Raw genomic sequence first — 24424 nt, forward strand, 5'->3', positions numbered from 1 at the left:
AGAGGGCGGCACTGACAACGGATCGTCCACAGCGGGGCGAAACGGCTCCGGCCGGGCACCCGCGGGTACCCGGCCGGTCACAACTCCTAGATCTCGCCTCGCAGTTTGGCGAGCGCCTCGGCGAGGATCGCCTCGCCGTCGGCGTCGCTGCGCCGCTCCCGTACGTACGCCAGGTGCGTCTTGTACGGCTCGGTGCGCGGCGGGTCCGGCGGGTTGTCCCGGTCCTGGCCGGCCGGGAAGCCGCAGCGCGGGCAGTCCCAGGTCTCGGGCACCTGCGCGTCGCTGGCGAAGCTGGGCTGCGTCTCGTGCCCGTTGGAGCACCAGAAGGAGATGCGCAGACGCGGCGCGGACTCGCCGCGCTCGGCCTCGCCCATCGGCCCCGCCCCGACCCGGCTTCCTCGGATCGCGTTGCCACTTGCCACGGTCGTAACTCCCTGCGTGATGGTGCCGCGAAGCGAGTCGGCGTTTCGCTTCGCCGCGAGCGCCTCAGTCTACGTAAGGCCCAACGCGCGTCCAGTGATTGGAGTTACCGGCCCCCACACCAAGACGCAAGCCCCATGATAGGCCGCGCTCAGGAGCGCGTACCGAGCATGGGGCTTTACGTGCGGAATGTACTGCTCGTGGGTCAGCTGTTCGTCTTGATCAGCATGCCGAGGACGATGATGCACGCGAACCACAGCAGGCCCACCACGATGGTGATCCGGTCGAGGTTGCGCTCGGCGACCGAGGAGCCGCCGACGGAGGACTGCATGCCGCCACCGAACATGTCGGACAGGCCGCCGCCCTTTCCCTTGTGCATCAGCACCAGCAGCATCAGCAGCAGGCTGAAGATGATCAGGGCGATCGAGAACCCCAAAACCACGGCTGGACCAACTTCCTCGGATTCGGATGGACGACGGGGGCACAGCACCCGGCTGTGCCCCCGCAAGAGTACGACGTATCGCCGCTACCGCCTACTCACGACCGTGATCACTGGTCGCGGAAACGCACGATCTTGACGAACTCGTCGGCGTCCAGCGAGGCACCGCCGACCAGGGCGCCGTCGATGTCGGCCTGGGCCATGATCTCGGCGACGTTGCCCGACTTCACCGAGCCGCCGTACTGGATGCGGACCTGGTCGGCCACGTCCTGGGAGTACAGCTCGGCGATCTTGGCGCGGATGGCGGCGCAGACCTCCTGGGCGTCCCCGGCGCCGCAGACCTTGCCGGTGCCGATGGCCCACACCGGCTCGTACGCGATCACGATCGTGCCGGCCTGCTCGGCCGGCAGGTCCTTCAGACCGCCCTCGACCTGGGCGAGGGTGTGGCCGACGTGATCGCCCGCCTCACGGACGTCCAGCTCCTCACCGACGCACAGGATCGGGGTGAGGCCGTGCTTGTACGCGGCCTTGACCTTGGCGTTGACCAGCTCGTCGGTCTCGTTGTGGTACTGGCGCCGCTCGGAGTGGCCGATCACCACGTAGGTGCACTTCAGCTTGGCCAGCATCGGGCCGGAGATCTCGCCCGTGTAGGCGCCGGAGTCGTGCTGGGAGATGTCCTGGGCGCCGTACTTGATCTTGAGCTTGTCGCCGTCGACCAGGGTCTGCACGGAGCGCAGGTCGGTGAAGGGCGGCAGGACGGCGACCTCGACGGCCTCGTAGTCCTTGTCGGCCAGGGCGAACGCGAGCTTCTGGACGTGTGCGATGGCCTCGAGGTGGTTGAGGTTCATCTTCCAGTTGCCCGCCATCAGCGGCGTGCGCGTGCTCAAGGGTCAGTCCTCCAGTGCGGCGAGGCCGGGGAGCGTCTTGCCCTCGAGGTATTCGAGGGAGGCGCCGCCACCGGTCGAGATGTGGCCGAATGCGTTCTCGTCGAAGCCGAGCGTGCGCACGGCCGCGGCGGAGTCACCGCCGCCGACGACGGTGAAGCCGTCCGTGTCGACGAGTGCCTGGGCGACCGCCTTGGTGCCCTCGGCGTAGTCGGGGTGCTCGAAGACGCCCATGGGACCGTTCCAGAAGACGGTCTCGGCGTCGGCGAGCTTCGAGGCGTAGAGCTCTCGGGTCTTCGGGCCGATGTCCAGGCCCTCCTGGTCGGCGGGGATCTTGTCCGCGTCGACCACGGTGTTCTCGGTGGGCGCCTTGGTCTTCAGGTCCGGGAAGGTCCGGGAGACCACGACGTCGACGGGGAGCAGCAGCTCGACGCCCTGCTTCTCGGCGCGCTCCATGTACTCCTTGACGGCCGGGACCTGGTCCTCCTGCAGGAGGGAGATGCCGACCTCGTAGCCCTTGGCCTTGAGGAAGGTGTAGGCCATGCCGCCGCCGATGAGGAGCCGGTCGGCCTTGCCGAGCAGCTGGTCGATGACGGCGAGCTTGTCGGAGACCTTGGCGCCGCCGAGCGCGACGACGTAGGGGCGCTTGACGTCCTGGGTGAGCTTCTTCAGGACGCCGACCTCGGTGGCGATCAGGTAGCCGGCGTAGTGCGGCAGCCGGGCCGGGAGGTCGTAGACGGAGGCGTGCTTCCGGTGCACGGCGCCGAAGCCGTCACCGACGTAGACGTCGGCGAGGGCGGCCAGCCGGTCGGCGAACTCACCGCGCTCGGTGTCGTCCTTGGACGTCTCGCCGGGGTTGAAGCGCAGGTTCTCGATGACCGCGACCTGGCCGGGCTGGAGGCCGTCGACGGCGTCGTGGGCGGCGGGGCCGACGGTGTCCTGGGCGAAGGCGACCGGGGCGCCGAGCAGTTCACCGAGGCGCTCGGCGGCGGGCAGCAGCGAGAAGGCGAGGTCCGGGGCGCCCTTGGGGCGGCCCAGGTGCGAGGCGACGACCACCTTGGCGCCCGCGTCCGCGAGGGCCTTGACGGTGGGCAGGACAGCGCGGATGCGGCCGTCGTCGGTGATCGTCCCGTCGGCGAGCGGCACGTTGAGGTCGGCGCGGACGAAAACCCGCTTGCCGCTCACGCCGTCGGCGAGAAGTTCGTCGATCGTCTTCATGGGAGTGGACTCCTACAGGAGGGCTCGTGGTGCACCTGATCGTAAAAGGACGTGGTCAGTACGTGGGACAGGGCCCGGACAGCGCGGCGGCGCGCTGCACGGGCCCTGCTCCCACTTCGGGGTCCTGCTTCGGCGATCAGAGCTGGTTGCCGACGAAGACCGTGAGGTCGACGAGGCGGTTGGAGTAGCCCCACTCGTTGTCGTACCAGCCGATGACCTTCACGTTCTTGCCCTCCTGGACCATGGTCAGGGAGGAGTCGAAGGTGCAGGAGGCCGGGGCGTTGACGATGTCGGAGGAGACGATCGGGTCCTCCGTGTAGTCGAGGAGGCCCTTCAGCTCACCCTCGGCGGCCTTCTGGAAGGCGGCGTTGACCTCTTCCTTGGTGACCTCGCGGCCCAGCTCCACGACCAGGTCGGTGACGGAGCCGGTCGGGACCGGGACGCGCATGGCGATGCCGTCCAGCTTGCCCTTGAGCTGCGGCAGGACCAGGGCGGTGGCCTTGGCGGCACCGGTGGTGGTCGGGATGATGTTCTCGGCGGCGGCACGGGCGCGGCGCAGGTCCTTGTGCGGGAAGTCCAGGATGCGCTGGTCGTTCGTGTACGCGTGCACCGTGGTCATCAGACCCTTGACGATGCCGAAGTTCTCGTCGAGGACCTTCGCCATCGGCGCCACACAGTTGGTGGTGCAGGAGGCGTTGGAGATGACGTGGTGGTTCGCCGGGTCGTACTTGTCCTGGTTGACGCCCATCACGATGGTGATGTCCTCGTCCTTGGCCGGAGCCGAGATGAGGACCTTCTTCGCGCCGCCGGCGATGTGCTTGGCGGCGTCTTCCTTCTTGGTGAAGATGCCGGTCGACTCGATGACGATGTCGACGCCCAGCTCGCCCCACGGGATGTCGGCCGGGTTGCGCTCGGACAGCACCTTGATGGTGTGCCCGTCGACCGTGATGGTGTCGGCGGTGTGGGAGACCTCCTGCTTGAGGCGGCCCAGGATCGTGTCGTACTTGAGCAGGTGAGCGGTGGTCGCGGTGTCACCCAGGTCGTTGACAGCCACAACCTCGATGTCCGCTCCCTGCTCCAGCAGCGCGCGGAAGTAGTTACGCCCGATGCGGCCGAAGCCGTTGATGCCTACGCGGATCGTCACGAACCGATCTCCTCGTTGGTACGCCGGCCATGCGGTGCCGGCGAGCTCTGTTTGGGATGTCCCCGACCACCACCGACCCTACCTCTCTGCGGGCCCCGAGGTGACATCGAGATGTCCCATACACGGGCAGGCGGTCCGTACCTGTCAGTAGGGGTACGGACCGCCTCGGATCGACAATGGATTCACCCGTATTTGCTACGGAACGCGGGGCACTTCTGACGCCGTTTTCACTCGTTCGTGAGCGGGTCGGCTCAGTTGATGCGCACCTTGGCCGCGCACCCCTGAGAGGGGGGCGCGCTCACCTGTCGAGCGAGCCGAACGCCTTGCGCAGCAGAGCGGTCCGATCGGCCGCCGACGGCACCTGCTCCAGACCGAAGCCGAGCAGCACGGTGTCGTCCGTGGTGACCGCTCCGTACGTCTGGAACAGGGTCCCCGTGCGCGTCCAGTCCTTCAGCACCGCCGGGCTGCCGGCCGGTGGTCCGGCCGTCTTCCAGGCGCCGAGGGACGTCTCGAAGCCCTCGGTCTCCCGCGCCGCGCCGCCGACGACCAGCGAGGCGTCGTCGGCGAGGACGCCGTGTCCGCCGCTGCCGGGGTCGGTGATGTAGCTGATCGAGATCTCGACGGACTTCCCGGCGTACGCGCTCAGGTCGAAGCTCACCTGCCGCCAGCCGCCGGAGCTGCCGGTGAGGCTGTGCCACGCGCCGGTGGTGCCGGTCGCGGTGCAGGTGTTGCCCGTGAGCGTCAGGTAGTGCTTCAGCCACGGGTGCTCACCGATCAGGAAGCCGCCCCCGCACTCCTGCGGCACCGCCGCCTTCGTGGCCCCGCCGGTCTCCGGCAGGGTCGTCCAGTCGTCCGCGCCGACGGTGTGCGCCTCCAACACCGCGTGGTCGTAGCCGGGCTCGGTGTCCCACAGCAGCCGGGTGCTCAGGGCCGGCCTGTCGGCGGCGGTGACCCCGGTGAGGTCGACGGTGCGGGTGAGGCGCTTGTAGGCGTCGTCGGTGTGCACGGCGGCGGCCATGGAGGCGCCGGTGTACGGACCGTACGGGTTGACGGTGCCCGCGAAGGTGCCCGCGCCCGCGCTCCTGAACTGCGGGTAGGCGGCGATCGGCAGCTCGTCGGAGGTGACGCCGTAGGTGCCGGCCTTGTCGAGCGGGTTGCCGGGCGCGTCGCCGAGGGCCCCGGTGAAGCCGTCGAGCGCGCCGGAGCCGGTGAGACCGGTGGCCCCCTTGGTCGACGTACGGCTGTAGGCGCCCAGGTAGTACTGGCTGAAGTCGTCGGACAGGGTGCCGTCACCGAGGTCGACGCTGCCGCCGGCCAGCTCGCCGGCCTCGATCAGCCTGCCGCCCCCGTTGAGGTAGGCGCGCAGCTGGAGCTGGGTGGCGTTGGCGGGGCCGGCCGCGCCGGAGTAGTGGACGACCGTCCGGAAGTGCCCCAGCACGCCGAGCGCGTCCGGGGCGCCCTGCGTGGCCACGTCCCACACGAGCGCCCGGTGCCCCGCGCCCTTCAGCGCGTCCACGTACGTCCGTGCCTGCGTGGCGGCCGTGCCCTCCTCGGCGACCACCAGGGTGTCGGCCGCCGCCCGCTTCGCGACGGTGTAGGTGAAGTGGCTGCTGGAGACCTTCCTCCCGCTCCCGGTCCGGCCGGTGAACCACACCTCGACCTGGTCGCCCGGCTCGCCGCCGCGCACCTTCGCGCGGTACTCGTCGAAGTAGAGGTCGTCCTCACCGCCGTACGTCTCGCCGCCCTTCCAGTGCCTCAGCGCCTGGTCGCGGGTACGGCCGCCGTTGACGCGGTACCGGAGCCGCTTGTCCCGGACCGCCTTGCGGACGACGACCGAGACCTCCTGGTCCGCGCCCCGGGAGTACGACGTGGAGAACGCGGCCGGGGTGAAGTCGGCGGCGTTCAGGCCGACCGAGGAGACCGGCCTGTCGGGGTGCACGGCGGTCTCGGCGACGGAGAGCGCGAACGGGACGTTCTTGGCGAACTCCTGCTGGATCAGCTTCTCGTCGTCGGGGAAGTTGAAGACGGACTGGCAGTCCTGGCTCTTCCAGGCGTCGTCCGGGTCGACGTCCGACGCCGTCTGACAGGTCGACATCTCCGGGGTGAACATCGCCATCCCGTTGACGTTCGACGCGTGGCCGTCCGCCTCGCCGTTGGTGGTGTACAGCTCCGAGGAGACCTGCGGGTGGTAGCCCGGGACGGCCGAGTTGCCGGGGGTGCCGGCGAGCGCCTTGTAGAGGACGTCGTCGGGGGTCGGGGTGGCCACCTGCCAGCCGACGCCGTACAGGAGGAGTTCGGCGGCGGAGTGGTAGTTGATGCCGTACCGGAAGCCGACGCGCTTCTCGAAGGCGTCGAGGGCCTTGGTCTCGGGCTCGGAGCCCGGGCTCGCGCCGCGGTAGGTCTGGCTGGTGGGGTTGGGCGACGAGCCCTCGTCGTCGTAGCCCCATTTGTAGGGGAAGTTGCGGTTGAGGTCGACGCCGTCGCCCGTGCTGATGACGCCGTCGCCGTTGACGTCCCGCAGGTTCTTGCGCCACAGGCGGGTGCCGGAGTCCTTGAAGGTGTAGTCGTAGCCGTCCGGGTTGGCCGACAGGACGAACCACAGCTCGGTCGTGTCGACGATTCTCTTGACGCGCCGGTCGGTCGTGTAGCGGTCCAGGTAGTAGTGCATCAGGCGCCGGGTCATCTCCGGCGTGATCCACTCGCGCGCGTGCTGGTTGGACATGTAGAGCACGGCGGGGCGGGAGCCGTCCTTCGCCTTCTTCGCGTTCCTGGTCAGTTTGAGCGCGAGGATGTCCTGGCCGCCCAGCGTCCTTCCGATGGACTCCACCTTGGTGAGGCCGGGGTGGGCCTGGGCGGTCCGGAGGATCTCCTCCTTGAGGCCGCCCCGTCCGCTGTACGGACGGAACACGCCCTGGGCGGCCTCCTCGACCCTGGCCTCCGCCTTGGCCGAGAGCGCGTGCTCGGTGAGGGCGACGCCCTGCTCGCGCAGGCGCGCCGCCTGCCTGCCGGTGAGGTAGACCTCGACCTCGGTCCGGCCGTGTCCGCTCGCCCGCTTCCCGAGTTCGTGGCCGTCCTGGCCGGCCTTGAGCAGCAGGGGCACCTGCTGCCCGGTGACCTCGGCGCGGTAGACCTTGACCTCTTCCGGCCCGGACGGCGCCGGACTTCCGTTTCGTGCCTGGGCGACGGGTGCGAGGCTCGCTCCGCCGATCACCAGCGCGCCGACAGCGAGGATCGCTCTCGCTCTGTGTCTCATGAACCCCCCTAGCGGTGGTCCGCCACAGCGACGAACAGGTTGCCAGGCTCATGTCACTTCATGATCCAGTCAAGACCGCCACAAGGACACGCAAAAGCCGGTGCCGACCACCCGAACGGCCGTCGGCACCGGCCCATGTGACGCATCGTCCGGTCAGCCGGCCAGGTTGTCCGCCAGCTCCTCGCTGAGGTTGGCCTCCGTGCCCGGGATGCCCAGATCGGCCGCGCGCTTGTCGGCCATGGCCAGCAGCCGGCGGATACGGCCCGCGACCGCGTCCTTCGTCAGCGGCGGATCGGCGAGCGCGCCCAGCTCCTCCAGGGACGCCTGCTTGTGCTCCATGCGCAGCCGCCCCGCCGCGGCCAGGTGCTCGGGCACCTCGTCGCCCAGGATCTCCAGCGCGCGCTGGACCCGGGCCCCGGCCGCCACGGCGGCACGGGCCGAACGGCGCAGGTTGGCGTCGTCGAAGTTGGCGAGCCGGTTGGCCGTGGCCCGCACCTCGCGGCGCATCCGGCGCTCCTCCCAGGCCAGCACCGACTCGTGCGCACCCAGCCGGGTGAGCAGGGCACCGATCGCGTCACCGTCCCGGACGACCACCCGGTCCACCCCGCGCACCTCGCGGGCCTTCGCGGCGATCGACAGTCTGCGGGCGGCACCGACCAGCGCGAGCGCCGCCTCCGGGCCCGGGCAGGTCACCTCCAGGGACGAGGAACGGCCGGGCTCGGTCAGCGAGCCGTGCGCCAGGAAGGCCCCGCGCCAGGCCGCCTCCGCGTCGCAGGTGGCCCCCGAGACCACCTGCGGCGGCAGACCGCGGATCGGGCGGCCTCTGCCGTCCACGAGACCCGTCTGCCGGGCCAGCTGGTCACCGCCCGCGACAACCCGTACGACATACCGTGAGCCCCGGCGCAGTCCGCCGGGCGCCATCACGATCAGCTCGGAGCTGTGCCCGAAGATCTCCAGGATGTCCCGCTTGAGCCGGCGGGCCGCCATCGCGGTGTCCAGCTCCGCCTCGATCACGATGCGCCCGCTCACCAGGTGGAGGCCGCCGGCGAACCGCAGGATGGCGGAGACCTCCGCCTTCCTGCAGCAGGTCCGGGTGACGGGGAGCCGGGAGATCTCGTCCTTCACCGCTGCCGTCATCGCCATGGGCCGATCCTTCCATGCATCCGAAAAATACGGTCGTACGCGGCGGCCAACAGCTCCGGATCGTGCCGGGGTGTTCCGTCGGTCCGGGCCACCGGGGCCAGCTCGACCGCGGCTCCCAGCCGCTCGGCGGCCTCGGTGAGCGAGTCGCGGTCGGGCACGGCGGCCACGTCGGCCAGCACCACGTCCAGGGCGAGTTTAGGGGCGTGTCGCCCCAAAACCTCCAAATGACGCTGCGGGGAGAAGCCCTCGGTTTCTCCCGGCTGCGGCGCCAGGTTCAGCGAGAGCACCCGGCGCGCCTTGGTCTCGGTGAGCGCGTCCAGCAGCTCGGGGACGAGCAGGTGCGGGATGACCGAGGAGAACCAGGAACCGGGGCCGAGGACCACCCAGTCCGCGTCCAGGACCGCCGCCACGGCCTCGGGGACGGCGGGCGGGTCGTTGGGCACGAGGTGCACCGACTGCACCTCGCCGGGCGTCAGGGCCACGGTGGCCTGCCCACGCACCGTGTCCACGTCGTCCGGGCGCTCCGGGTCGTGCCCCTTGACCAGGGCCTGAAGCTCCAGCGGCACGGCCGACATGGGCAGCACGCGCCCGTGCGCACCGAGCAGCTTGCCGACCAGGTCCAGGGCCTGCACATGGTCGCCGAGCTGTTCCCACAGGGCGACGATCAGCAGGTTGCCCACCGCGTGCTCGTGCAGATCGCCCTGGGACTGGAAGCGGTGCTGGATGACCCGGGCCCAGGTCTGGCCCCAGTCGTCGTCCCCGCACAGCGCGGCCAGCGCCTTGCGCAGGTCGCCGGGCGGCAGTACGCCCAGCTCGTCCCGGAGCCGCCCGCTGGAGCCGCCGTCGTCGGCCACGGTGACGACGGCGGTGAGATCACCGGTGATCCGGCGCAGCGCGGCGAGCGAGGCGGACAGGCCCATGCCGCCGCCGAGGGCGACCACCTTGGGCTGGGCGCCGCGCCGGCGGGGCCGCGCCCCACGGGCCTCGGCCGGACGGCCGGCACGCGCGTCGGGCACCATCCGGCGCAGCCTGCTCAGCCGCGGTGTACGTTGCGTCATTCCCGTCCCATGTCCCGGTGCACGACCACCGTTTCCACGCCCTCGGCCGCGAGGCGCGCGGCGAGCTTCTCCGACATCGCGACCGAGCGGTGCTTGCCGCCGGTACAGCCGATGGCGATGGTCACATACCGCTTGCCCTCGCGCCGGTAGCCGGCCGCGATGAGCCGCAGCAGTTCGGCGTACCGGTCGAGGAACTCCTTCGCGCCGGGCTGGTTGAAGACGTAGGCGGCGACCTCCTCGTTGAGGCCGGTGTAGGGGCGCAGCTCCGGGACCCAGTGCGGATTGGGCAGGAACCGCATGTCCGCGACCAGGTCGGCGTCAACGGGCAGGCCGTACTTGAAGCCGAAGGACATCACGGTGGCCCGCAGCTCGGGCTCCTCCTCGCCGGCGAACTGGGCGTCCATCTTGGCGCGCAGCTCGTGCACGTTGAGGCTGGAGGTGTCGATCACCAGGTCGGCGTCGCCGCGCAGCTCGCGCAGCAGCTCCCGTTCGGCGGCGATGCCGTCGACGATGCGGCCGTCGCCCTGGAGCGGGTGCGGACGGCGCACCGACTCGAAGCGGCGGACCAGGGCCTCGTCGGAGGACTCCAGGAAGACGATCCGCCGGGTGACGCCCCGGGTGTCCAGGTCGGCGAGGGACTCGCGCAGGTTGTCGAAGAAGCGCCGGCCGCGCACGTCCACGACGACCGCGATCCGCGCCACGTTGCCCTGCGAGCGGGCTCCCAGCTCCACCATGGTGGGGATGAGGGCGGGCGGGAGGTTGTCGACGACGAACCAGCCGAGGTCCTCCAGACACTTCGCGGCCGTGGACCGGCCGGCCCCGGACATGCCGGAGATGATCACCAGCTCGGGGATGGCCGCCTCGGGGACCCCGGCTGTCTCGCTGCCCGTACTCACCTGTGCTCCGTTGTTCTGGCCGGTGTCCTGTCCGGCGTCCTGGTCGGTGCCGGGCAAACGGGTGTCCCGGCCGGTGTCGGTCCGGCCCGCGTCCGTTCGGCCGGTGTCGTGCCGGACGGCATCCCCACCCGGGCCGCCGTGCGCCTGGTCTCGCCCGTGCGCCTGATCTCGCTGTGCCGTGGGCTGTGCGTCGTGCTCGGTCATGTCTCCTGCCCCCGTCGTTCGTCCGGGACGCCCGCGGTCACGGGCTCCCCCGAGGAACCCCCCGTCGTGCCGGGTTCCTCGTCCTCAATGATCTCTCCGGTCGCCGTGTTCACGGCGGGCGCGGCCGGGGCCGCCTGGGCGAGGGCCACGGCGATGGTCTCGGCCGTCTTCCGGCCTATCCCGGGCACTTCCTGGATCTGCTCGATTGTGGCGGTCCGCAGCTTCTTCACCGAGCCGAAATGCTTGATGAGCGCCTGTTTGCGGGTCTCGCCGAGACCGGGGACGTCGTCCAGCGGGCCCGCGCGGAAGCGCTTGGCTCGCTTGGTGCGCTGGTAGGTGATCGCGAACCGGTGCGCCTCGTCGCGGACGCGCTGGAGCAGGTAGAGGCCCTCGCTGGTGCGGGGCAGCACCACCGGGTCGTCCTCGCCGGGCACCCAGACCTCCTCCAGGCGCTTGGCGAGGCCGCAGACGGCGATGTCGTCGATGCCCAGCTCGTCCAGCGCGCGCCGGGCCGCCGCGACCTGCGGCTGACCGCCGTCGACCACGACGAGCTGGGGCGGGTAGGCGAACTTCCTGGGACGGCCGTCGTCGTCCTTGAGCGAACCGGTGATCATCTCGCCGTCGGTGAGCGCGGCGCCGCCGTCGGGAAGCGAGCCGTCGGTGCCGGAGCCTGCGGCGAGGGAGCCGTCGGTGCCTGCGGCGAGGGAGCCGTCGGTTCCGGAGCCGTCGGCCCACTCCCCCGTCCGTTCCTTCTCGGCGAGGTAGCGCTTGAAGCGGCGGGTGATCACCTCGTGCATGGAGCGGACGTCGTCCTGCCCGGCGAAGCCCTTGATCTGGAACCGCCGGTACTCGCTCTTGCGCTGCAGACCGTCCTCGAAGACGACCATGGAGGCGACCACGTCGTCACCCTGGAGGTGCGAGATGTCGTAGCACTCGATCCGCAGAGGGGCGCTGTCCAGGTCGAGGGCCTCGGCGATCTCCTCCAGGGCACGCGAGCGCGTGGTCAGGTCGGAGGCGCGCCTGGTCTTGTGCAGCGCGAGGGCCTGCTGGGCGTTGCGCTGCACGGTCTCCATGAGCGCCTTCTTGTCACCGCGCTGGGGGATGCGCAGCGACACGTTCGACCCACGGCGGCCGGTCAGCCACTCCTGGACCGGCTCGACCGGGTCGGGCAGGGCCGGGACCAGCACCTCCTTGGGGACCGCGTCCCCGCTCTCCTCGCCGTACAGCTGCTGCAGGGCGTGCTCGACCAGGGCGCCGGTGGTGACCTCCTCGACCTTGTCCGTCACCCAGCCGCGCTGACCGCGGACCCGGCCGCCGCGTACGTGGAAGATCTGCACGGCCGCCTCCAGTTCGTCCTCGGCGACGGCGATGAGGTCGGCGTCGGTCGCGTCGGCGAGCACGACCGCGTTCTTCTCCATGGCCTTCTTCAGGGCCTCGATGTCGTCCCGCAGGCGGGCCGCCCGCTCGTACTCCATCTCCTCGGCCGCCTCCATCATCTGCTTCTCCAGACGGCGGAGGTAGGTGCCGGTGCGGCCGGCCATGAAGTCGCAGAACTCCTCGGCCAGCTCCCGGTGGTCCTCGGGGGTGATCCGGCCGACGCAGGGTGCGGAGCACTTGCCGATGTAGCCGAGCAGGCACGGCCGGCCGGTGCGGGCGGCGTTCTTGAAGACGCCGGCCGAGCAGGTACGCACCGGGAACACCCGCAGCAGCAGGTCGACGGTGTCCCGGATGGCCCACGCGTGCGCGTACGGCCCGAAGTAGCGGACGCCCTTCTTCTTGTGACCGCGCATCACCTGGACCCGCGGGAACTGCTCGTTCATCGTGACCGCGAGGTACGGGTAGCTCTTGTCGTCCCGGTACTTGACGTTGAACCGGGGGTCGTACTCCTTGATCCAGGAGTACTCCAGCTGCAGCGCCTCGACCTCCGTGGACACCACCGTCCACTCCACGGACGCGGCTGTGGTCACCATCGTCCGGGTGCGCGGGTGCAGGTTCGCCAGGTCCTGGAAGTAGTTCGCCAGGCGCTGGCGCAGGCTTTTCGCCTTTCCGACGTAGATCACCCGGCGGTGCTCGTCACGGAACCTGTACACCCCCGGAGAGTCCGGGATGTCTCCCGGCCTGGGGCGGTAGCTGGAGGGATCGGCCATGTCTCACACCCTACTGGCGAGCGCCGACACCGCGTCGGGCCTGTGGACAACGCCCCCACCCGGACGGCGTCCGTACGGTGGCCTCGGGGCATCCCTTCCGGCCGGCGGCCGACCGGAGGTCTCACTCGGGGGCTCGCGGGGCCTCGCGGACATGGGGCCTCGCGCTCGCGCGGGGCGGCAATCCGAGCCCGCCCGCACCTCCCTCCGACACCCCTCCGCGCCCCCTCCCCCGTACGCCCTCCGCGCATCCTCGCGCCGTCCGTCAGTCGCCTTCCGGCCATGCCGGTGACTTCCCGCCCGGCGTCGCCTGTCCGGCCCGGCGGCGGGCGAGGCGTGCGCCACCTCCGCCGTCTGCCCACCGGCCGCGGAACGGCACGGCCCGGCCAGTCGTCGGGAACGGCCGGGTCCCAGGTGTTGTCGGGTTCTGGTCAACACGCTTCAATGCGGGGGAACCCGGGGCCGTACACGCATGCGTACGGCAGGCGCGGCGTGCCCAGCCAGGGACGCGCGCGGTGCCCACGGGGGTGGCCCCGCACACCGCACAGGCGGTCTGACCAGCCGTAGCGACACCTCACAGAAAGGCCCCTCGGCATGCGGCATGCCACAGAGCACGCGGACGTCCCCACCGCGGAACTGGACACGGCCCTGCGCGGCGGCCCCTTCCACGTGGCGCTGCGCGCCGCGATCGCCGCACGCGGACTGCCGCTCCAGCGCGTGCAGCACCATCTGTCACGCCACGGGGTCAAGGTCGGCGTCACCAGCCTGAGTTACTGGCAGCAAGGTGCTCGCCGCCCACAGCGCCCCGAGTCGCTGCGCGCCGTACGCGCGCTGGAGGAGATCCTCCGGCTGCCGGACGAGTCACTGATCCGGCTGCTCGCCGAGTCCGACGAGCGGGCCACGGCCGACCGTCCGGCGGGCCGCTCCTACCGCTCCCTGATCGAAGCCTCGGGTGTCGTGGACCGGCTCACCGCCGGCCTCGGGTGGTCCCTGGACGGCGGGCTGCACACCGTGGGGCACCACGAACGCGTCGGGATCGGCGCCCGGCGGGAGCTGGTGAGCCGCGAGGCCCACCACATCGTGCGGGCCCACCGCGACGGCGTCGACCGCTTCGTCGCCCTCCACCACGGCGATCCCGGCTGCGACCCGCGCCGTGTCACCGTGCACGCCCTGGAGAACTGCCGCACCGGTCGCCTCCGCTGGGACCAGGAAACCGGCATCCTCGTCGCGGAGCTGCTCTTCGGCACCCGGCTGGGCGCCGGTGACACCTTTCTCTTCCGGTACGCCATCGAGGACGGCACGGCCGGTGCGTCCCGCGAGTACCTCCAGCGGTTCGGCTTCCCCGGCGGCCAGTACGCGCTCCAGGTGCGTTTCGACACGGGCACGCTGCCGGTCCGCTGCCACCGCTTCGCCCAGCACTCGGCCGCGGCTCCGCGCAGCGGCCGGCAGGAGCTGCCCGTGACCAGTCCGCACCACAGTGCCCACCTGGTCGAGCCCCGCATCCGGCCTGGCGTCCTGGGGATCGCCTGGGACTGGGAGTGAGCTGAGCCCCCGCCCGCACACCGGGCCGGGCCGGCGTCCACCGCTCGTCGGCCCGCTGTCCCGCGGTCAGTTCGCGGGACCGGCGACGATCCTGCCCTTCGCGGCCTTCACCGGCAGTTCGGTCAGCGGCTCGGTGGCCGGCGCCTGGACGACCTTGCCCGTCACGGCGTCGAACTCGCTGCCGTGACAGGGGCAGACCAGGGTCGTCCCCCGCAGCTTGTTGATGGGGCAACCGGCGTGCGTGCAGATCGTGCTGTACGCCTTCAGGGTGCCGTCCTCGGCACGGCTGACCACCACGTTGTGGTCGCGGTAGAGCTTGGCCCCACCCTTCGCGACCTCGTTCTCGGCGCCGAGGTCGACCGGCGCGGTGGGGGCGTCCGCGGCGGCACCACTGCCGTCCGGGGCCGAGCACGCGGCCAGGGCGAGCCCGGCGACCGGGGCCGCGGCGGCCCCGCGAAGGACGGTACGGCGGCTCGCGGAGGAGGGGGCGGGCATCTGGAACTCCACTGCTCAAGGGGTGTGCAGGGCGACGATACCCGGGCAGAGGGGACGGTCCGGGAGCGGGGTGGCGGGGCGGTTCGGGAGCGTCACGGCCGGTCCGGGAGCGGGGTCGCGGCCGGTCCGGGAGCGGGGTCGCGCTGGATGCGGGCGGAACCCGAGGTCCACTTGAGGGGCGTGCGGGGACGAACGCCGTGGGGCAGGAGACGTTCGAGGCAGGGACGTAAGCGTTTGCGTAAGCGTTTACGCGAGACGGGGGCATGGGGTACCGTCCGCCCGGAAGCCGATGAGACGGGGGCCGGCGCCGATCAGACGGCAGCCCCGGAGAAGGGAGCGCGATGGCCACCATGGCGGATGTCGCCCACAGTGCCGGGGTCTCCGTGGCGACCGTCTCCCACGTGCTCAACGGCACGCGTCCGGTACTCCCGCACACCCGTCAGGCCGTCCTCGACGCCGTGGACGCCCTCGGTTACACCCCGAACACCCTCGCCCGCTCCCTGGTGACCTCCCGCACCCGTTCCATCGGCCTCGCGGTGTCGGCCATCAGCAACCCGTACTTCACGGAGATCCTGCAAGGCGTCGAGGCCGCTGCCCTGGAGGCGGGCTACAGCCTGCTCATCGCGGATCCGCACGACGACCCCCGGCACGAACGCAAGGTCGTACAGCTCCTCCATGAGCGCCGGGTGGACGGCATGATCGTCGCCCCGTCCGCCGAGCCGGGTGACCTCGTCGGTTACCTGCGCCGCCACGCCGTACCGACGGTGTTCCTGGACCGGCTGGTCGACGCCGGGGCGGCGGAGGACGTCGCGCCGGACGACGGTGCCCAGGTCGCCGCCGCCACTTCGCCGGGCACGGCGCGTTTCGACCAGGTCTGTACCGAGAGCGCCGCGCCGACGGCCCTGCTCGTGACCCATCTCGCCGGGCTGGGGCACCGCCGGATCGCCCTGGTCGCGGGCCTGCCCGGACTCAGTACCACCAGTGAGCGCGTCTCCGGATACCGGGAGGGCCTCGCCGCGGCCGGTCTGGCACACGACGAGCGTCTCCTCGTGTGCGGCAACTCGGAGTCCGCCGGGGCCGAGCGTGCCACGGCCGGCCTGCTCGCCCTGCCCGACCCGCCCACGGCACTCGTCACCGCCAACAACGCGATGACCATCGGCGCGCTGCGCGCGCTGCGCCGGCACGGCCGGTCCGTGCCGGACGACCTCGCCCTGTGCTGCTTCGACGACTTCGCCTGGGCCGACCTGTTCTCACCCCGACTGACGGCGATCGCCCAGCCCAGCCGGGAGGTGGGCACCCAAGCCGTCCGGGTGCTCCTGGACCGCCTCGCCGAGCCGGAGCGGCCGGCCCGGACGGTCCGGCTGCCGTGCACGTTCGTCCACCGCACGTCCTGCGGCTGCCCGGAGGAGCCTGGCAGCGGCACCGGAGCCGCCGGGGCCACCGCAGTGTCCACGCTCGCCGAGAAGGGAACCACCTCGTGATCGTCGTCGCCGGTGAGGCACTGATCGACCTGGTACCGCAGGGCCCCGGCGCCCTCGCGGACCTGAAGCCGGCGCTCGGCGGCGGCCCGTACAACACCGCCGTGGCGCTGGGCAGGCTCGGCTCCCGCACCGCCTTCTGCTCCCGGACGTCGGACGACGCCTTCGGCGAGGCCCTGCTGGAAGGGCTGCGGCGGGCCGGCGTCGATGTGTCCGGTGTCCAGCGGGGGCCGGAACCGACGACCCTCGCGGTGGCCACGCTCGACGCCGCGGGTTCGGCCGCCTACTCCTTCTATGTCGACGGCACCGCCGACCGTCTGTTCACCGCCCCTACCGCGCTCCCCGCGGGTACGCGCGCGGTGTCCTTCGGCACCTGCTCGCTCGTCCTGGAGCCGGGGGCGAGCGCCTACGAGGAACTGATGCGGACCGCTGCGGGGCAGGGGCTGTTCACCGCTCTGGATCCCAACATCCGGGCGGGACTCATCCCGGACGCGGACGCCTACCGGGCGCGCTTCAGGAGCTGGCTGCCCTCGGTGACACTGCTGAAGCTGTCAGCGGAGGACGCGGCGTGGCTCGGCGGCACTCCGCGCGAGTGGCTGGCCGCGGGACCGGCGGCCGTGGTGGTCACGCGGGGCGGCGACGGTCTGACCGTGTTCACGCGGGACGGCGGGGAGCATTCCGTGCCGGGTGAGAAGGTCGATGTCGTGGACACCATCGGCGCCGGTGACACGGTGAACGCGGCCTTGCTGCACGGGCTGGCCGCCCGGGACGCGCTGTCCGCGGAAGCACTCGCCGCCCTCGGGACGGAGGGCTGGACACGGCTGCTGCGCTTCGCGGCACGGGCGGCGGCGATCACCTGCTCTCGGGCGGGGGCCGAGCCGCCGTACGCGGCGGAGCTGGGCGGTTCGGCCGCGCGGTGAGCGGTCTGCTTTCCGTGTGCTGTTGACAAGGTACGGCCGGGCCTGCGGTGTGGCGGGGGTCTGCCGACCGCCGGACCGGACTGGCTGATGGTGGAACGAACGGTGCCCCGCGGGAAGTTCCCGCGGGGCACCGCACTTTTGATGGCGTGTCAGAACAGGTGGCCTGTCGGAACAGGTGGCGTGTCGGAACAGGTCAGGCCTTGCGGGCCCGTGTCGTCTTCTTCGCCGGCGTCGCCTTCTTCGTGGCCGTGGCCGCCTTCTTGGTCGCGGTGCCGTCGGCCTTGGCCGTCACCGTCTTCCTCGTCGACGACTTGGCCGCGGCGGTCCTCCGTGCCGTGCCGCCCCGCTGTGCCTTCACCGGCGCGGCGTCACTGATCCGGTCGGCGCCGAGGATCTCACGCAGGAACTTGCCCGTGTGGCTCGCCGGAACCCCGGCGACCTCCTCGGGCGTGCCCTCGGCGACCACCAGGCCACCGCCGGCGCCGCCCTCCGGACCCATGTCCACGATCCAGTCGGCGGTCTTGATCACGTCGAGGTTGTGCTCGATGACGATGACCGTGTTGCCCTTGTCGACCAGTCCACCGAGCACCGTCAGCAGCTTGCTGATGTCCTCGAAGTGCAGGCCCGTGGTCGGCTCGTCCAGGACGTAGACCGTGCGTCCGGTGGACCGCTTCTGCAGTTCGCTGGCGAGCTTGACGCGCTGCGCCTCGCCACCGGAGAGGGTGGTGGCGGACTGGCCGAGGCGGACGTAACCGAGACCGACGTCGTTCAGCGTCCTGAGGTGACGGGAGATCGCCGGGACCGCCTCGAAGAAGTGCATGGCCTCCTCGATCGGCATGTTCAGCACCTCGGCGATGGACTTGCCCTTGTAGTGGACCTCCAGGGTCTCCCGGTTGTACCGGGCGCCATGGCAGACCTCGCACGGGACGTAGACGTCCGGGAGGAAGTTCATCTCGATCTTGATGGTGCCGTCACCCGCGCAGTTCTCGCAGCGGCCGCCCTTGACGTTGAAGGAGAAGCGGCCGGGCAGGTAGCCCCGGACCTTCGCCTCGGTGGTCTCGGCGAACAGCTTGCGGATGTGGTCGAAGACGCCGGTGTACGTCGCCGGGTTGGACCGCGGGGTGCGGCCGATCGGTGACTGGTCGACGTGCACGACCTTGTCGACCAGGTCGTCGCCGTCCACGCGCGTGTGCCGACCGGGGACGGTCCGGGCGCCGTTCAGCTCGCGCGCCAGGTGCGTGTAGAGGATGTCGTTGACCAGGGTCGACTTGCCGGATCCGGAGACACCGGTGACGGCCGTGAAAACACCCAGCGGGAAGGACACGTCGATGTCCTGGAGGTTGTTCTCACGGGCGCCGTGCACGGTGAGCTGCCGGGACGGGTCGCGGGGGCGCCGTACGTCCGGGAGCGGGATCGACTTGCGGCCCGAGAGGTACGCGCCGGTCTGCGACTCGGTGTTGGCGAGCAGCTCCTTCAGGGAACCGCTGTGCACGACCTTGCCGCCGTGCTCACCGGCGCCGGGGCCGATGTCCACGACCCAGTCGGCGACCTTGATGGTGTCCTCGTCGTGCTCCACCACGATGAGCGTGTTGCCCATGTCGCGCAGCCGCACCAGGGTCTCGATCAGACGGTGGTTGTCCCGCTGGTGCAGGCCGATGGACGGCTCGTCCAGGACGTAGAGCACGCCGACGAGGCCGGAGCCGATCTGGGTGGCGAGGCGGATGCGCTGGGCCTCGCCGCCGGAGAGGGTGCCGGCCGCGCGGTTGAGCGAGAGGTAGTCCAGGCCTACGTCGACCAGGAAGCGGAGCCGCTCGTTGACCTCCTTCAGGACCCGCTCGGCGATCTTCTTGTCGCGGGCGTTCAGCTTCAGTTCGCCCAGGAAGTCCGCGCAGTCGCTGATCGACATCGCGGAGACCTCGGCGATCGACTTCCCCATGATCGTGACGGCGAGGACGATCGGCTTCAGACGCGTGCCCTCACAGGAGGGGCAGGGCACCTCGCGCATGTAGCCCTCGAAGCGCTCGCGGCTGGCATCGCTCTCGGCCTCGCTGTGACGGCGCTTGACGAAGGGCACCGCGCCCTCGAAGGGGGTGGTGTAGACCCGCTCGCGGCCGTACCGGTTGCGGTAGCGCACCTCGATCTGGGTCTTGTGGCCGTAGAGCAGGGCCTTCTTGGCCCGCTGGGGCAGCCCCGCGAAGGGGATGTCCGTGCGGAAGCCCAGGGCGTCGGCGAGAGCACCGATCAGGCGGCCGAAGTAGTCCTTGGTGTGGCCGTGCGACCACGGGTGGATGGCGCCCTCGTCCAGGGACTTGTCCTCGTCCGGGACGATCAGCTCCGGGTCGACCTCCATGCGCGTGCCGATGCCGGTGCACTCCGGGCAGGCGCCGAACGGCGAGTTGAAGGAGAAGGAGCGGGGCTCGAGCTCCTCGAAGGACAGGTCGTCGTACGGGCAGTACAGGTGCTCCGAGAACATGCGCTCGCGCTCGGGGTCGTCCTCGGGGAGATCCACGAAGTCGAGCACGACCATGCCGCCGGACAGGCCGAGCGCGGTCTCCACGGAGTCGGTGAGGCGGCGCTTGGCGGAGTCCTTGACCGTGAGGCGGTCAATGACCACCTCGATGGTGTGCTTCTCCTGCTTCTTCAGGACCGGCGGCTCGGTCAGCTGGACGGTCTTGCCGTCCACGCGCGCACGGGAGTAGCCCTTGGTCTGGAGGTCGGCGAAGAGGTCGACGAACTCGCCCTTGCGCTCGCGCACCAGCGGGGACAGCACCTGGAAGCGGCTCCCCTCCGGCAGCTCCAGGACCTTGTCCACGATGGCCTGCGGCGACTGGCGGGAGATCGGGCGGCCGCACTGGGGGCAGTGCGGCTTGCCGATGCGCGCGAAGAGCAGCCGGAGGTAGTCGTAGACCTCGGTGATCGTGCCGACCGTCGAGCGCGGATTGCGCGAGGTCGACTTCTGGTCGATGGAGACGGCCGGGGAGAGGCCCTCGATGAAGTCGACGTCGGGCTTGTCCATCTGGCCGAGGAACTGCCGTGCGTACGAGGAGAGCGACTCCACGTAACGGCGCTGGCCCTCCGCGAAGATCGTGTCGAAGGCCAGGGAGGACTTGCCCGACCCGGACAGACCCGTGAAGACGATGAGCGAGTCACGAGGCAGGTCGAGCGAGACATTCTTCAGGTTGTGCTCGCGCGCGCCACGGACGATGAGACGGTCGGCCACGCCGGTCCGCACCTTTCTTGAGAGAAGTGACAGGGGCGGGGCCCCCGTCCTTCTCCAGACTAGGGGGAGCCACTGACAACGCCGGTCGGATTGCCCGGTTGCATAACAACCCCCGGCCCTCCAGCATGCCCGACGCCGCCTTCGACCATATAGCACGTGCATTCGATTCACGGGCGGCGTTCGTCACCTTCACCCGAAGGGGTGGCCGGACTAGGGTCGGCGTCATGATGGATCACGCTCATGACCTGGCCTGTGTACGGGAAGCGACGGATCGGCTCCTCAGCGCGGTCACCACCATGGACAACGCCTCGGTCGCCCAGCCGTCACGGCTTGGCGGCTGGAGCCGCGGACATGTGCTGGCCCACCTCGCCCGCAACGCGGACGCGCTCGTGAACGTCCTCCAGGGCCGTCCCATGTACGTGAGCGCCGAGGCGCGGGACGCCGACATCGAGCGGGACGCCCCGCGCCCCCTGGAGGTGCAGGCCGCCGACGTCCGGGACAGCGCGGCGCGCTTCCAGGCGGCCGGGGAGGAGCCCGCGGACTGGACGCGCACGGTGGAGCTGCGCAACGGGGTCACCGACTCCGCGGCCCGGGTGCCGTTCCGCCGGTGGGTGGAGGTGGAGCTGCACCACGTCGACCTCGGGATCGGGTACGAGCTGGAGGATCTTCCGGCGGAGTTCCTGGAGCGGGAGACCGGCTTCCTCACCGAGCGGTTCTCCGGGCATGCGGACATCCCGGCGACCCGCGTCACGGACGGCACGCGCGCGTGGACGACCGGGCGCGCGGCGGACGAGCCCGGGATCACGGTCACCGGCCGGCCGGCGGACCTGGTGGGCTGGCTCGCCGGGCGCCGCGACGGTGCGGCGCTGGAGGTGCGGGGCGGGGCGCTGCCGAAACTGCCTCCGCTTTAGGACGGGAGTTTAGGACGGGAGCGGCCGGACCGGGCACGCCCCGGCCCGGCCGTCCACCAGGACTCCCGCGCTATAGGCTGACCTTCATGACGTACTCCGGAGAGGTCAGGGTCGGCGGACCGGCGGATGTGCACGAGCTGAAAGACCTGATGATCACCAAGATCGCGGTCGGCCCGATGGACAACAACGCCTATCTGCTGCGCTGCCGTGCCACCGACGAGCAGCTCCTGATCGACGCCGCCAACGAGGCGGAGACGCTCCTCGGCATGATCGGTGACGACGGCATCGCGTCCGTCGTCACCACGCACCGGCACGGCGACCACTGGCAGGCGCTCGCCGAGGTCGTCGCAGCCACGGGCGCGCGTACGCACGCCGGCCGTGACGACGCCCCCGGCATCCCGGTGCCCACCGACGTCCTCGTCGACGACGGCGACGTCATCAGGGTGGGCCGCGTGGAGCTCACCGCGCGCCATCTGGTCGGGCACACGCCCGGATCGATCGCGCTGGTCTACGACGACCCGCACGGCCATCCGCACGTCTTCACCGGCGACTGCCTCTTCCCCGGCGGTGTAGGCAACACGCGCAAGGACCCGAAGGCGTTCGCCAGCCTGATCCACGACGTGGAGACGAAGCTCTTCGACGTATTGCCGGACGAGACGTGGGTCTATCCGGGGCACGGCAACGACACCACGCTGGGCACGGAGCGGCCGCATCTGCCGGAGTGGCACGCGCGCGGGTGGTGACCGGGGGCGCCGGCCGGCTTCCGGCCGGCTGCCATCCCTGTCCGCCGCATTCCCGACCGGTTCACGTCCCCTAGCGCGCTCCGGCGCACCCGCCGTACGCGCGCGCCACGCACCGCAGTTGACCGTGAGCCGAGCATGCGCCGTGCACGCGCCTGGCGTGCACGCCCCCTCCGCGCGCCCCGTGTGAACCTTTCGCACGCACCGGACCCCCGTGCGCACTCCCGGAGAACGGCCGACCGCAGTCAACTGGTAGGGCCCCGCGCAGGACGACGGCTCCTGAGCGGTAGGGGCCGCCGGTCTACAACCCCGCCCTCGGCCGGCGGCCCGGGCTCAGCCGGCACGCGCGCGTGGACAGCGGGCAGCCGCGTTCACACGGCCGCAACACCCGTTCCCAGCATGCGGACATCCACCGCCGTGACCTGGACAGACGCCGCGTTCGCTGTCAGTCTCCCGCCATGCATCCTGCCCCTCGCGCCCTGCGCCGCGCGGCCGCCGCCGTCACCGTAGCCCTGCTCGCCACCGCCGTCGGCTGCGCTCCGCAGCCCGAGGAGAAGGCGTCGGCCGCCCCGTCCGGGTCGGCCGCGAAGAGCTGCGCCAAGGGCTCGCTCCCCACCAAGACGGCCGGGAAACTGACGATCGCGACGGACGAACCGGCGTACGAGCCCTGGTTCAAGGACGACAAGCCGGCCAACGGCAAGGGTTTCGAGTCGGCCGTCGCCTACGCCGTGGCGAAGCGACTGGGGTACGACAGCAGCGCGGTCGTCTGGCAGAGCGTGCCCTTCAACAAGGCGTTCGCGCCCGGGGTGAAGACGTTCGACTTCGACATCAACCAGGTTTCGATCAGCGCCGAGCGTAAGAAGGCCGTGGACTTCTCGTCCGGTTACTACGACGTGCGCCAGGCGGTCATCGCCCTGAAGGGCGGCAAGGCCGCCGGGGCGAAGAGCATCGCGGACCTCAGGAAGCTGAAGCTGGGCGCGCAGGTCGGCACCACCAGCCTCGACTACATCACCGATGTCGTGAAGCCGGCACAGGACGCGGCCGTCTACGCCAAGAACGACCAGGCGAAGTCCGCGCTGAAGAACGGCCAGGTCGACGCCATCGTCACGGACCTGCCGACCGCGTTCTACATCACGGCCGCCGAGGTGACGAACGCCAAGATCGTCGGCCAGTTCGAGAACCAGACCGGCACAGCCGAGCAGTTCGGGCTGGTACTGGACAAGGGCAGTGCGCTGACCTCCTGCGTCAGCGGCGCCGTCGACGCCCTCCGCAAGGACGGCACGCTGGCCGGGATCGAGAAGCAGTGGCTCTCCGACGCCGTCGACGCCCCGGTGCTCAAGTGACGGTCACCAAGGGAGAGTCGGCCCGGGAGGGGGCGGACGACAAGGGGGACGTGAGCGGCGGCACGAGTGACGGTGTTCCGGACGACGGCTACGCGCCCTCCGAACGGCGCCTGGCTCGCGAGCGCTACAGACGGGCGCGTGCCCGCCGCGCCACGGCCGTCGCGGCCCTCTCCACAATCGTCACGGCCGCCCTGCTCTACCTGGTCGTCGTCAACGCGCCGGGCTGGCCGCGCACCAAGGAGACGTTCTTCAGCGCGCACTACGCGCGCGAGGCATTGCCGAAGGTCCTCGAAGGGCTGTGGCTGAACGTCCGCCTGCTGCTGATCTGCGGCGTCGCCGTCCTGGTCCTGGGCATGGTGATCGCCGTCGCGCGGACCCTGCGCGGTCCGGTGTTCTTCCCGCTGCGGGTGCTGGCCGCGGCGTACACCGACTTCTTCCGCGGCCTGCCACTGATCATCAATCTGATGATCGTGGTCCTGGGGGTGCCGGCGCTGCGGCTGCAGGGCGTGACGGTCGATCCGGTGCTGCTCGGCGGTACGGCCCTGACGCTGACGTACTCGGCGTACGTGGCGGAGGTGTTCCGGGCCGGCATCGAGTCGATCCACCCCTCGCAGCGTGCCGCGGCGCGCTCGCTGGGCCTCACCAACCGGCAGGCGCTGCGCCACGTCGTCCTGCCGCAGGCGGTGCGCCGCCAGGTGCCGCCGCTGCTCAACGACCTGGTGTCGTTGCAGAAGGACACCGGTCTGGTGTCCATCGGGGGCGCGGTGGACGCAGTACGGGCGGCCGACATCATCGTGGGCCGCAGTCTGAACTACACGCCGTACATCGTCGCGGGGCTGGTGTTCGTGGCGCTGACCATTCCGATGACCCGGTTCACCGACTGGGTGACGGCCCGGATGGACCGGCGGCGGGCGCAGGGAGGGTCCCTGTGAGGACCCGGGGAGGAGTGCTGTGAGCACGCGGGAGAACACG

At 70.9% G+C, this 24424-nt stretch carries 19 protein-coding genes; 7 read left to right on the forward strand and 12 right to left on the reverse strand.

Translation table 11 applies throughout. The annotated features are described in order from the left end of the window. Positions 1-86: 86 nt before the first annotated feature. The 10 genes from LG395_RS10065 to uvrC all read right to left on the reverse strand — a co-directional run bounded on the left by LG395_RS10065 (position 87) and on the right by uvrC (position 12806). Positions 87-422 (reverse strand): RNA polymerase-binding protein RbpA, encoded by a 336-nt coding sequence (locus LG395_RS10065; RefSeq protein ID WP_003976875.1) that lies wholly within the window; start codon positions 420-422, stop codon positions 87-89. A gap of 203 nt (positions 423-625) precedes the next feature. Beyond that, complete coding sequence (secG, locus tag LG395_RS10070) at positions 626-856, reverse strand: preprotein translocase subunit SecG (RefSeq protein ID WP_041665101.1); 231 nt, start codon at positions 854-856, stop codon at positions 626-628. Positions 857-969: 113 nt separating this feature from the next. After that, a complete protein-coding gene (gene tpiA / locus LG395_RS10075) occupies positions 970-1746 on the reverse strand; it encodes a triose-phosphate isomerase (protein ID WP_171157398.1) in 777 nt (258 codons plus the stop codon). 3 nt (positions 1747-1749) lie between these two features. Further along, the gene (locus LG395_RS10080; protein WP_171157396.1) at positions 1750-2961 is read right to left on the reverse strand and encodes a phosphoglycerate kinase; all 1212 of its coding nucleotides are present in this window, start codon (positions 2959-2961) and stop codon (positions 1750-1752) included. Positions 2962-3097: 136 nt separating this feature from the next. Further along, positions 3098-4105, reverse strand: a complete 1008-nt coding sequence (gene gap / locus LG395_RS10085) for a type I glyceraldehyde-3-phosphate dehydrogenase (RefSeq protein WP_069781521.1) — start codon at positions 4103-4105, stop codon at positions 3098-3100. A 298-nt stretch (positions 4106-4403) separates the two neighbouring features. Continuing rightward, positions 4404-7358 carry a M14 family metallopeptidase gene (locus tag LG395_RS10090; RefSeq protein WP_225809139.1) on the reverse strand — a complete coding sequence of 985 codons (2955 nt, stop codon included), beginning with the start codon at positions 7356-7358 and terminating at the stop codon, positions 4404-4406. Positions 7359-7511: 153 nt separating this feature from the next. Next, positions 7512-8501 carry a DNA-binding protein WhiA gene (gene whiA / locus LG395_RS10095; RefSeq protein WP_030583311.1) on the reverse strand — a complete coding sequence of 330 codons (990 nt, stop codon included), beginning with the start codon at positions 8499-8501 and terminating at the stop codon, positions 7512-7514. Then, positions 8492-9559 (reverse strand): gluconeogenesis factor YvcK family protein, encoded by a 1068-nt coding sequence (locus tag LG395_RS10100; RefSeq protein ID WP_171157389.1) that lies wholly within the window; start codon positions 9557-9559, stop codon positions 8492-8494. Before LG395_RS10100 ends, whiA begins: the two co-directional genes overlap by 10 nt. After that, positions 9556-10659, reverse strand: coding sequence for an RNase adapter RapZ (gene rapZ, locus LG395_RS10105; protein WP_225809140.1), 1104 nt, complete (start codon positions 10657-10659; stop codon positions 9556-9558). Before rapZ ends, LG395_RS10100 begins: the two co-directional genes overlap by 4 nt. Further along, complete coding sequence (uvrC, locus tag LG395_RS10110) at positions 10656-12806, reverse strand: excinuclease ABC subunit UvrC (RefSeq protein WP_225809141.1); 2151 nt, start codon at positions 12804-12806, stop codon at positions 10656-10658. Before uvrC ends, rapZ begins: the two co-directional genes overlap by 4 nt. Positions 12807-13397: 591 nt before the next feature. Here uvrC and LG395_RS10115 point away from each other — a divergent pair. After that, positions 13398-14345: a hypothetical protein gene (locus LG395_RS10115; RefSeq protein WP_225809142.1), complete on the forward strand. Its 948-nt coding sequence runs from the start codon at positions 13398-13400 to the stop codon at positions 14343-14345. 66 nt (positions 14346-14411) lie between these two features. Here the strand turns inward: LG395_RS10115 and LG395_RS10120 are convergent, their stop codons facing one another. Beyond that, a complete protein-coding gene (locus LG395_RS10120; RefSeq protein ID WP_225809143.1) occupies positions 14412-14840 on the reverse strand; it encodes a Rieske (2Fe-2S) protein in 429 nt (142 codons plus the stop codon). Between the two features lie 341 nt (positions 14841-15181). On the opposite strand from LG395_RS10120, the gene LG395_RS10125 reads away from it, so the two are divergent. Continuing rightward, positions 15182-16321 carry a LacI family DNA-binding transcriptional regulator gene (locus tag LG395_RS10125; RefSeq protein WP_225809144.1) on the forward strand — a complete coding sequence of 380 codons (1140 nt, stop codon included), beginning with the start codon at positions 15182-15184 and terminating at the stop codon, positions 16319-16321. Then, complete coding sequence (locus LG395_RS10130) at positions 16318-17238, forward strand: carbohydrate kinase family protein (protein WP_225809145.1); 921 nt, start codon at positions 16318-16320, stop codon at positions 17236-17238. Before LG395_RS10125 ends, LG395_RS10130 begins: the two co-directional genes overlap by 4 nt. A gap of 193 nt (positions 17239-17431) precedes the next feature. Here the strand turns inward: LG395_RS10130 and uvrA are convergent, their stop codons facing one another. Next, positions 17432-20458, reverse strand: coding sequence for an excinuclease ABC subunit UvrA (uvrA, locus tag LG395_RS10135; protein WP_171157375.1), 3027 nt, complete (start codon positions 20456-20458; stop codon positions 17432-17434). A 224-nt stretch (positions 20459-20682) separates the two neighbouring features. Here uvrA and LG395_RS10140 point away from each other — a divergent pair, with 224 nt between their 5' ends. The 4 genes from LG395_RS10140 (at position 20683) to LG395_RS10155 (ending at position 24384) form a co-directional block, all read left to right on the forward strand. Beyond that, a complete protein-coding gene (locus tag LG395_RS10140) occupies positions 20683-21369 on the forward strand; it encodes a maleylpyruvate isomerase family mycothiol-dependent enzyme (protein WP_225809146.1) in 687 nt (228 codons plus the stop codon). A gap of 86 nt (positions 21370-21455) precedes the next feature. After that, positions 21456-22112: an MBL fold metallo-hydrolase gene (locus LG395_RS10145; protein WP_225809147.1), complete on the forward strand. Its 657-nt coding sequence runs from the start codon at positions 21456-21458 to the stop codon at positions 22110-22112. Positions 22113-22567: 455 nt separating this feature from the next. Then, positions 22568-23452, forward strand: a complete 885-nt coding sequence (locus LG395_RS10150; RefSeq protein WP_225809148.1) for an ABC transporter substrate-binding protein — start codon at positions 22568-22570, stop codon at positions 23450-23452. Next, complete coding sequence (locus tag LG395_RS10155) at positions 23449-24384, forward strand: amino acid ABC transporter permease (RefSeq protein ID WP_225809149.1); 936 nt, start codon at positions 23449-23451, stop codon at positions 24382-24384. Before LG395_RS10150 ends, LG395_RS10155 begins: the two co-directional genes overlap by 4 nt. The last annotated feature ends 40 nt before the right edge of the window (positions 24385-24424 follow it).

Source organism: Streptomyces spinosus, from assembly GCF_020400655.1.
GTDB lineage: Bacteria > Actinomycetota > Actinomycetes > Streptomycetales > Streptomycetaceae > Streptomyces > Streptomyces argyrophylli.

What these genes read in the sequence shown, in the direction of transcription:
- LG395_RS10080 (WP_171157396.1), bottom strand. Translation starts at nt 2,961, where the DNA reads ATGAAGACGATCGACGAACTTCTCGCCGACGGCGTGAGCGGCAAGCGG.
- LG395_RS10090 (WP_225809139.1), bottom strand. Translation starts at nt 7,358, where the DNA reads ATGAGACACAGAGCGAGAGCGATCCTCGCTGTCGGCGCGCTGGTGATC.
- whiA (WP_030583311.1), bottom strand. Translation starts at nt 8,501, where the DNA reads ATGGCGATGACGGCAGCGGTGAAGGACGAGATCTCCCGGCTCCCCGTC.
- LG395_RS10100 (WP_171157389.1), bottom strand. Translation starts at nt 9,559, where the DNA reads ATGACGCAACGTACACCGCGGCTGAGCAGGCTGCGCCGGATGGTGCCC.
- rapZ (WP_225809140.1), bottom strand. Translation starts at nt 10,659, where the DNA reads ATGACCGAGCACGACGCACAGCCCACGGCACAGCGAGATCAGGCGCAC.
- uvrC (WP_225809141.1), bottom strand. Translation starts at nt 12,806, where the DNA reads ATGGCCGATCCCTCCAGCTACCGCCCCAGGCCGGGAGACATCCCGGAC.
- LG395_RS10115 (WP_225809142.1), top strand. Translation starts at nt 13,398, where the DNA reads ATGCGGCATGCCACAGAGCACGCGGACGTCCCCACCGCGGAACTGGAC.
- LG395_RS10120 (WP_225809143.1), bottom strand. Translation starts at nt 14,840, where the DNA reads ATGCCCGCCCCCTCCTCCGCGAGCCGCCGTACCGTCCTTCGCGGGGCC.
- LG395_RS10125 (WP_225809144.1), top strand. Translation starts at nt 15,182, where the DNA reads ATGGCCACCATGGCGGATGTCGCCCACAGTGCCGGGGTCTCCGTGGCG.
- LG395_RS10140 (WP_225809146.1), top strand. Translation starts at nt 20,683, where the DNA reads ATGATGGATCACGCTCATGACCTGGCCTGTGTACGGGAAGCGACGGAT.
- LG395_RS10145 (WP_225809147.1), top strand. Translation starts at nt 21,456, where the DNA reads ATGACGTACTCCGGAGAGGTCAGGGTCGGCGGACCGGCGGATGTGCAC.
- LG395_RS10150 (WP_225809148.1), top strand. Translation starts at nt 22,568, where the DNA reads ATGCATCCTGCCCCTCGCGCCCTGCGCCGCGCGGCCGCCGCCGTCACC.